This window comes from Epilithonimonas hispanica (assembly GCF_003385395.1).
Taxonomy (GTDB): Bacteria; Bacteroidota; Bacteroidia; order Flavobacteriales; family Weeksellaceae; genus Epilithonimonas; species Epilithonimonas hispanica.
In genome coordinates this window covers 22,350-29,970 of sequence record NZ_QNUG01000036.1, presented here as the reverse complement: position 1 = coordinate 29,970, position 7,621 = coordinate 22,350, and the positions used below count along the sequence as shown (strand labels likewise).

Below are 7,621 nucleotides of genomic sequence, written 5' to 3'. Positions count from 1 at the left end.
ATTACACGCTTTAGCACACAATTTAAGAAAGAAAGTTGCCTGAAGAGGACAACTTTTCACTTTTTCTTAAAATATTGAAAAACTTTTATAACAAAAAAATCCGCCTCAAATTTTGTTGTGAGACGGATTCTTTTTATTCTAAATAGATTAAGATATTTTCATCAACTTCTTCATCAATTGATTTGATCAAAACCGCTTCTTCTAATTTTTTCTGAAGTCCTTCTATAAAAAAACTACTCTCGAAAAACTGACGATGAACTCCCGGCAAAAGACTCATAAAATAATCCATCCCAATTTTGTTATTATGCAAGTCCATTTTAGTTTCCAAAGGTTCATTAGGGAAAAGTTCTTCGTGCATATTTGTTAACTTTTTGCACCATTTGAGAGATTTCTCAGGTGAAGAAACTTTACAGAAATACATCATTATCATACAACACCAATAAGCGTGTCGAAACGCATTTCCTATCCCACTATTAGAATTGGTCTTCGGATATAATTCTTTTGCTATTTTGAATGCTTTAAAGCTTGCATACACATACAATATTGCAAACAACGGATGCATTATCCCAACAGAAAATACCTTGAAAAGTTTTTTCAGGGTTAAGGATTTCAGTGTTCTAAAAAATATACCTACAAATCTCATCAATAAAAAACTCTCTCAGATTTGAGAGAGTATATTTTCACATTAATAATTTGATTAATGATATTCGTGGATCAAAAGTTTAACTGCTCTGGAAACCTGTTGTTTGATTTCTGTCCTTTTCACGATAAAATCTACAAAACCTTTTTCCTGCAAGAACTCCGATGTTTGGAATCCTTCCGGTAAATCTTTACCAATCGTTTCACGGATAACTCTAGGACCAGCAAAACCAATCAATGCACTTGGCTCAGCAATAATCAAATCTGCTGTCATTGCAAAGGAAGCCGTGATTCCACCAAAAGTCGGGTCGGTCAAATAAGCGATGTAAGGCAAACCTGCATCAGAAAGCTGAACCAATTTCGCTTGAACTTTTGCTAATTGCATCAATGAGTAAGCTGCTTCCTGCATTCTAGCTCCACCAGATTGGCAGATAATCATATAAGGGAGTTTATTTTTGATACAATAGTCAATAGCTCTTCTAATTTTTTCTCCCATCACAGAACCCAAAGAACCACCAATGAAAGCAAAATCCATACAAGAAACTACCATTTCCACACCGTTTACTTTTCCGGTGGCGTTACGGATAGAATCTGTCAATTTTGTTTTTGATTTAACCTCTTTCAGACGATCTGTGTACGATTTGGTATCTTTAAATTTAAGAATATCAACACTTTCCACCTCAGCATCAAGCTCTTTGAATTTCTGATCATCAAAAAGCATATCGAAGTATTCTCTACTTCCAATTCTTACGTGGAAACCATCTTCTGGAGAAACAAAATTATTAGCTTTAAGTTCTTCAGCTTCTATAATTTTTCCAGTTGGAGTTTTATGCCAAAGTCCTTTTGGAACGTCTTTTTTGTCTTCTGTAGAAGTGGTGATATTTTGTGTCTTTCTTTTAAACCAATCAAATGCCATTGATAGAATTTTAGATTTTAGATTTTAGATTATAAAAATTAAGCATCAGTGACATTTAAAATTTATAATCTAAAATTTATAATTTAATTAAAGTGTATTAATATTGTTCAGGTCTTCAAAAGCCTGAGTCAATCTCTTAATATAAGTTTCTTCTCCTTTTCTTACCCAAACTCTTGGGTCATAGAATTTCTTGTTAGGCGCATCAGCTCCAGTTGGATTTCCGATTTGATGTCTCAAATATTCGATTTGCTCAGTCATATAATCTCTGATTCCTTCTGTATAACCGAATTGCAAATCTGTATCGATGTTCATTTTTACAACACCATAACCGATAGCTTCTCTGATTTCTTCCAAAGTAGAACCAGAACCTCCGTGGAATACAAAGTTTACAGGCTTTTCTCCAGTTCCAAATTTCTCCTGAACATATTTCTGAGAATTGTCAAGAATTTTTGGAGTCAATTTTACGTTACCTGGTTTGTAAACACCGTGTACATTACCAAAAGCTGCCGCAATTGTGAAGTTATCAGAAACAGCTTTCAAAACTTCGTAAGCGTGAGCTACTTCTTCTGGCTGAGTGTATAGTTTTGAGCTATCAACATCAGAGTTGTCAACACCATCTTCTTCACCTCCAGTTACACCTAATTCGATTTCAAGAGTCATTCCCATTTTGTTCATTCTCTCGAAGTATTTTGCAGAAACCTCAAGGTTTTCTTCAATTGGTTCTTCAGAGAAATCTAACATATGAGAAGAGTAAAGAGATTTTCCGTTTTGCTTGTAAAATTCTTCACTTGCATCCAAAAGACCATCTACCCAAGGTAACAATTTTTTCGCACAGTGGTCTGTGTGAAGGATAACAGTTGCTCCGTAAGCTTCTGCCAAAGTGTGGATATGTTTTGCTCCAGCAACAGCTCCTAGAACCGCAGCTCTTTGATTTTCATTACTCAAACCTTTTCCAGCGTTGAAGATAGAACCTCCGTTTGAGAACTGAATAATTACAGGTGCATTAAGTTTCGCAGCAGTCTCTAATGTTGCGTTGATATTACTAGAACCAATTACATTAGCTGCAGGAAGCGCAAATTGCTTCTCTTTGGCATAATCGAATATTTCTGTTACTAAAGAACCAGTGGCAACTCCTGCCGGAAATTTTCTGCTCATTTTATTATATTTTTTAAGATTTTTTTTGGACTGTAAACTTACGAAATTATTAATTATTCCAAGTTTCAATTTATATACCTTATGTCAAGACTAGTATTTTTTTATTAATTCCTCTTATCATTTCCCCAAAGTAGTTTCTGGCGAATGGTTTCATAGAAGCTGAAATTTTTCGGTTTAATCAGAAAGAGTGAGAATTCTGCTTTTTCTATCATGATTTCATTTCCGACTTCCATATGATAAAGCCGAGAATCCAAAGCCAAAGTATATTCTGGAACACGGCTTTTTACAGTTAGTCTGATTTTAGAATCATCTTTAACAATTAATGGACGAACATTCAGATTATGAGGCGCAATTGGTGTGATAACGAAATTATCATTTGCTGGAGAAATAATCGGCCCGCCACAACTTAACGAATAAGCCGTAGAACCAGTCGGTGTAGAAACAATCAATCCATCGCCCCAGAAAACATTTAGGAATTCTTCATTGATGTAAGATTCCACAGTAATCATCGATGTTGTTTCTTTTCTTGAAAGACTCACATCATTCAAAGCAAAAGGAAAATCAATTTCAGAATTGCTGTCCGTAGTAATCTTGATAACAGAACGCTCGCTAATATTATAATTTTTTTCAAGAATAATAGAATCCAATTCGTCGAAAATCTGGTCTTTTCTAAAATTCGCTAAGAATCCTAATCGCCCTGTATTAACACCAATAATTGGAATCTCAAGGTCTTGAATAAAAGTCAGCGCATTCAGAATTGTCCCATCGCCTCCAAAACTGAAAACAATGTTGACATTTTTATTTTTAAGTTCCTCTTTGCAGGAAAATGTATCAAATTCTTTAGAGAAATTAAGCTTTTCTGCCATTTCCGAATGCAGAACCACCGAAACCTCTCTGAGTGCCAGTTCAGAAATAAATTTATTGAGATACAAAAACGTATCAAGATCTTTTTTTTGAGAATAGATAGCTGCCTTCATAAATTATATTTCCAAAAATTTCTGAAAAAACCCAAATCGGTCTTTCAACAACTCTTCTTTCTCGTCGTCGTAATGTTTATTGGTGACGTTATAACCGTATCTTTCAAAAGTCTCATCTATAGAACTTAGATTTTCATTACTGATTTTAAGTGTGATTTCTATGCTATCTTCTCTTATTGCGCTGATGAAAGTGCCATAGATTTTCGCATTGTTACTTTCCACGATTTGAGTAATTTCTGTCATAGAGTAATGAAGTCCATTGGTCTGAATCGTAAGAATTGCTCCATTTTCAGAAAACAAAGGATATTTTGAAAACTCATTGAAGATATCGTCGCAAGAGATGTAACCCAGATATTTTTCTTCTTTGGAAATTACCGGAATCACATTAGCATTGAAAGTATGAAAAAGCTTGATGCTATCAAGAAGACTACTATCTTCCATTATCGCAAAACGCTCATAATGAATATTAAGACTGTCTAAATTTCCTTCCGGACTGTCTTCCAAAAAAGACTGACTCAATCCGCCTTGAAAAACTCCTCCTTTTATTATAAATACGTGAGAATAGCCGAACTCTTTCGCAGTCTCGCAAGCCTCTTCTATAGAGTCCCGAGAGTTGAAAATCGGATAATCCTTCGATATATAATCTTTTATAAACATTATGCTAATTTACAAAAATTCCTAAGCCACAAAAGATTTTAAAATTTTTTATAAATTTTTATAAAAAGTATTGCGTTGTATTAAGCAAAAAACATATCTTTGTCGCCTTTCATTTTTACTTTTTATTAGATTTATTTCAAACTGCAGCACTTCATTGTGTTTGCAGTTTTTTATTTTCTAATTCCAAGATGTTTCGCAAATTCCCAAATTACAATTCCGCCACAGACACTTACATTAAGAGAATGCTTGGTTCCAAGTTGAGGAATTTCAAGGAAAGTATCAATATTATCTAAAGCTTCGTCCGAGATTCCATCTACTTCATTTCCTAGGATTAAAGCGTATTTTTTTTCAGGATTAATTTCAAAATCAGAAATCAGTTGACTTGTTGAAGTTTGTTCGATTCCGATAATATTGAAATTTTCTTTCTTAAGATTATCAATGGCAGTATTGATATTTTCTTCAAAAATCCAATCTACACTTTCGGTTGCGCCCAATGCAGCTTTGTGAATTTCACGATGAGGTGGCTGAGGTGTGATTCCGCAAAGAACAATTTTCTCTACCAAAAAAGCATCAGCCGTTCGGAAAATTGCGCCAACATTATGCATACTTCTCACGCTGTCAAGAATTACAACTAATGGAATCTTCACAGTTTTCTTGAAGGTTTCTACATCTATTCTTCCAAGTTCTTCGAGTTTCAGTTTCTTTGTCAAAATCAGGCTTTATTTGAAATTAAATTTATACTTCTTTCTATATTTTGAGAGATTGCTTCCATAGGAATATCGTTCTCATCATTATTAAACGGGTCTTCGATTTCTTCCGCAATCAGCTCCAAACTCATCAGAACATAATAAACAAACATCGTAATCGGAATCATAAAACCACCGAGATTCACAACATTAGCAACAGGCAGCGCCATTACATAAAAGATAATAAACTTCTTGATGAATGATGAATACGAGTAAGGAATTGGTGTATTTTTGATTCTCTCACAACCGCCACAGACATCCAAAAACCCCGACAATTGCGTATCAAGAAACAACATTTCTGTATCAGAGATTTTATTTTCTTTTTTGAGTTGGTGCAATTTTTTAGTTAAAAGAAAAACCAATTCAGCTGGCGGATGATGCTGGAGTTCTTTCTGCAAATCGGAAAAGTCTTCGTCCAAAACCAATCTTGTAGATTCTTTGGAAAGGTGATTTGCTAAAAAATGTGGAAAAAATCTAAGATATTTTGCAATCTGAGCTCGATTTTTAACATCATTTTCCGGAAGAATGCTATTAATTTTAATAACAAAATTTCGACTATCATTCACTAATTTCCCCCAAAGTTTTCTTCCTTCCCACCATCTATCATAAGCTGTATTAGTCCTGAAAACCAACAACAAAGACAAAACAAAACCAAGCAAGGAATGAATCATCCCAACATTAATGACTGATGATTTAGAATTCAAGTGCAGATATTCTATTTCTAAATAATAAATCCCATAACAATAAGCTCCTACAAGTAGCATTGTTGGGAAAAGAATACTCAGCGTATCACTTTTGTGAAGACTGATAAGGATTTTCAAGAAATTTTTGGTGTTGTAAGCGCGCATAGATGAGAATCTTATTTGCAAAGATAAGTGTTAGAAATTTTAATTTTCAGATAGATTTCAAGGAATTATTTCTAAATTTAAGCGATTAAAAAACCAATCGATGTCCAATAAAGAGAAATTTATCACAGACCTCAACGCAAAATATAATCCGAAAGGAGACCATATTATTCTAGGAAAAGGAATGCTGGATGGCGAAGTCGTAACCGAAGTCAACGTTTCGATTCCTTTGAAAACCGTTAACAGACACGGACTAATCGCAGGTGCAACAGGAACTGGAAAAACCAAAACACTCCAGGTTTTTGTAGAGCAATTGTCACACGCAGGAATCCCAACTTTGGTAATGGATATCAAAGGTGACCTTTCCGGAATTGCCGAAGCCGGAACTGAAAATAACAATATCAAAGACCGTTATGCCAAAACACAATTACCTTATTCGCCACAGAATTTTCCGGTAGAATTGATGACCATTTCCGGCGCAAAAGGCGTGAAACTTCGAGCAACAGTTTTGGAATTTGGACCGATTTTATTGAGTAAAATTCTTGATTTGAATGACACTCAGCAAAGTATTATGTCGATTGTTTTCAAATATTGCGATGACAAAGCTTTACCGCTTGTTGACTTGCAGGATTTGAAAAAAGTTCTTCAATATGTGACTGATAATCCGATTGGCAAAAAAGAATTAGCAGACAATTATGGTTCGATTGCACCGGCATCTTTGGGAGCCATTCTCAGAAGTATTGTCGCAATGGAACAACAAGGCGCTTCTACTTTCTTTGGAGAACCAAGTTTTGATGTTGAAGATTTGCTAAAAACCAGAGACGGAAAAGGCGTTGTTAATATTTTCCGAGTGGATGACATTCAGAACAAACCGAATCTTTTCTCGACATTTATGCTGTCGTTATTTGCAGAGATTTATATGACTTTTCCTGAAGAAGGCGACAGTGGAAGACCAAAATTGGTTCTATTCATTGATGAAGCGCATTTGATTTTCAACGAGGCTTCAAAAGCATTGCTTTCTCAGATTGAAACAATGGTGAAATTGATTCGTTCCAAAGGAATCGGGATTTATTTCATCACTCAGATTCCGGGCGATGTTCCTGAAAATATATTGAGTCAGTTGGGTTTGAAAATCCAGCACGCTTTGAGAGGATTCACCGCGAAAGACAGAAAAGAAATTGACAAAGCTGTAGAAAATTATCCAATCACTGAGTTTTATAAAGCGAATGAACTCATCCAAAATCTTGGAATCGGAGAAGCTTTTGTAACTGCTCTTGACGAAAAAGGAATTCCGACTCCATTGGTTCAAACTTATTTGATTTCACCCGAGAGTAGAATGGATGTTTTAACTTCATCAGAAATTGATGAATTGACGAACAACTCTTCATTAGTCAGAAAATACGAGCAGACAATCGATAAAGAAAGTGCTTACGAAATCCTTAATAAAAGAATCGAAGAACATACTCAAACCGTAATTCCAACGCCGACAAGAGGAAAAACAGCGCAACCAAAAGAAGAACAGGGAATGTTTGAACAAGTCATCGAAAGCCGAGCTGGAAAAACTTTTCTGAATACTTTAGCAAGAGAAGGTGCGAAGTTTATTTTGGGAATGTTCAGTATGAAAAAAAGAAGATAATAATACCAGCTGAAATTTTAAAAATGAAGTTTCTTAAATTTGTAGAACGA

Annotated in this window: 8 protein-coding genes; 1 reads left to right on the top strand and 7 read right to left on the bottom strand. The window is 34.8% G+C overall.

The features are described from left to right. Positions 1–133 precede the first annotated feature (133 nt). The 7 genes from DRF58_RS14285 to DRF58_RS14255 all read right to left on the bottom strand — a co-directional run bounded on the left by DRF58_RS14285 (position 134) and on the right by DRF58_RS14255 (position 5,938). Positions 134–562: a DUF6973 domain-containing protein gene (locus DRF58_RS14285; protein ID WP_394338498.1), complete on the bottom strand. Its 429-nt coding sequence runs from the start codon at positions 560–562 to the stop codon at positions 134–136. A gap of 135 nt (positions 563–697) precedes the next feature. Further along, entirely contained in the window at positions 698–1,555 is an 858-nt protein-coding gene (accD, locus tag DRF58_RS14280) for an acetyl-CoA carboxylase, carboxyltransferase subunit beta (protein ID WP_116036408.1), read from the bottom strand. Positions 1,556–1,642: 87 nt separating this feature from the next. Beyond that, entirely contained in the window at positions 1,643–2,710 is a 1,068-nt protein-coding gene (gene fbaA / locus DRF58_RS14275; protein ID WP_116036406.1) for a class II fructose-bisphosphate aldolase, read from the bottom strand. Between the two features lie 104 nt (positions 2,711–2,814). After that, positions 2,815–3,687: an NAD kinase gene (locus DRF58_RS14270; RefSeq protein ID WP_116036405.1), complete on the bottom strand. Its 873-nt coding sequence runs from the start codon at positions 3,685–3,687 to the stop codon at positions 2,815–2,817. A gap of 3 nt (positions 3,688–3,690) precedes the next feature. Continuing rightward, positions 3,691–4,344, bottom strand: a complete 654-nt coding sequence (locus tag DRF58_RS14265; RefSeq protein ID WP_116036403.1) for a CBS domain-containing protein — start codon at positions 4,342–4,344, stop codon at positions 3,691–3,693. Positions 4,345–4,514: 170 nt separating this feature from the next. Continuing rightward, entirely contained in the window at positions 4,515–5,054 is a 540-nt protein-coding gene (locus tag DRF58_RS14260; protein WP_116036402.1) for an RNA methyltransferase, read from the bottom strand. 2 nt (positions 5,055–5,056) lie between these two features. Continuing rightward, complete coding sequence (locus tag DRF58_RS14255) at positions 5,057–5,938, bottom strand: bestrophin family protein (RefSeq protein ID WP_116036400.1); 882 nt, start codon at positions 5,936–5,938, stop codon at positions 5,057–5,059. Positions 5,939–6,038: 100 nt separating this feature from the next. Between DRF58_RS14255 and DRF58_RS14250 the strand changes: the two genes are divergently transcribed. Beyond that, positions 6,039–7,571 carry a helicase HerA-like domain-containing protein gene (locus DRF58_RS14250; protein ID WP_116036399.1) on the top strand — a complete coding sequence of 511 codons (1,533 nt, stop codon included), beginning with the start codon at positions 6,039–6,041 and terminating at the stop codon, positions 7,569–7,571. Positions 7,572–7,621: the final 50 nt, after the last annotated feature.

What these genes read in the sequence shown, in the direction of transcription:
- DRF58_RS14255 (WP_116036400.1), bottom strand. Translation starts at nt 5,938, where the DNA reads ATGCGCGCTTACAACACCAAAAATTTCTTGAAAATCCTTATCAGTCTT.
- accD (WP_116036408.1), bottom strand. Translation starts at nt 1,555, where the DNA reads ATGGCATTTGATTGGTTTAAAAGAAAGACACAAAATATCACCACTTCT.
- DRF58_RS14250 (WP_116036399.1), top strand. Translation starts at nt 6,039, where the DNA reads ATGTCCAATAAAGAGAAATTTATCACAGACCTCAACGCAAAATATAAT.
- DRF58_RS14270 (WP_116036405.1), bottom strand. Translation starts at nt 3,687, where the DNA reads ATGAAGGCAGCTATCTATTCTCAAAAAAAAGATCTTGATACGTTTTTG.
- DRF58_RS14285 (WP_394338498.1), bottom strand. Translation starts at nt 562, where the DNA reads ATGCATCCGTTGTTTGCAATATTGTATGTGTATGCAAGCTTTAAAGCA.
- DRF58_RS14265 (WP_116036403.1), bottom strand. Translation starts at nt 4,344, where the DNA reads ATGTTTATAAAAGATTATATATCGAAGGATTATCCGATTTTCAACTCT.
- fbaA (WP_116036406.1), bottom strand. Translation starts at nt 2,710, where the DNA reads ATGAGCAGAAAATTTCCGGCAGGAGTTGCCACTGGTTCTTTAGTAACA.